A 493-nucleotide genomic window follows, 5' to 3' on the forward strand; every position below is an offset into this window, starting at 1 on the left:
AAGACAACGCAGACGGAGAAACTTGGTTCCACGAGCAGCCAAAATATCGAAAATTCACGAGCTAATAATGAATGCGCCTAAACTTGTTCTGCATTCTGACAGTTGAAAGCGCCGCGTTGCCCCAACACCTATACACTTTCTTATGTTTCTAGCCTCAGACAATTCTTTTAATTTAATCCGAACGCAAATTCGGGTTAGCCTTTCGTCATGAAAAATGCCCTTAATTTCTATTTGTTGAAATACCTCACGATCTGCGTCGTTTGCTTATTCGCGAGCACATCTTTTGCGGACGACCTTTGCTATATTTTGACTGAAGAAAGCCAGCTCGACACCGACGATTGTACAGGCGGCTGCAGGCCTGATCCGCAAGCACATGGGTATTTGTATAAACCTCTACCCTGCAATGCTGTATGTAGCGTCACTATTGAGGGTGAGGCGTTTATTTCAGGAAATTGCTTCAGTCATGCTGGCCCAAGTAATCAACTTGTTTTGA

General features: G+C 44.0%; 1 protein-coding gene. It reads left to right on the top strand.

Translation table 11 applies throughout. The features are described 5' to 3' along the window. Positions 1 to 207: 207 nt before the first annotated feature. Positions 208 to 493, top strand: a 286-nt coding sequence (locus TW80_RS18340; protein WP_204218531.1) for a hypothetical protein, incomplete at its 3' end; no start/stop codon positions are given.

The organism is Loktanella sp. S4079, assembly GCF_000967725.1.
Taxonomy (GTDB): domain Bacteria; phylum Pseudomonadota; class Alphaproteobacteria; order Rhodobacterales; family Rhodobacteraceae; genus Yoonia.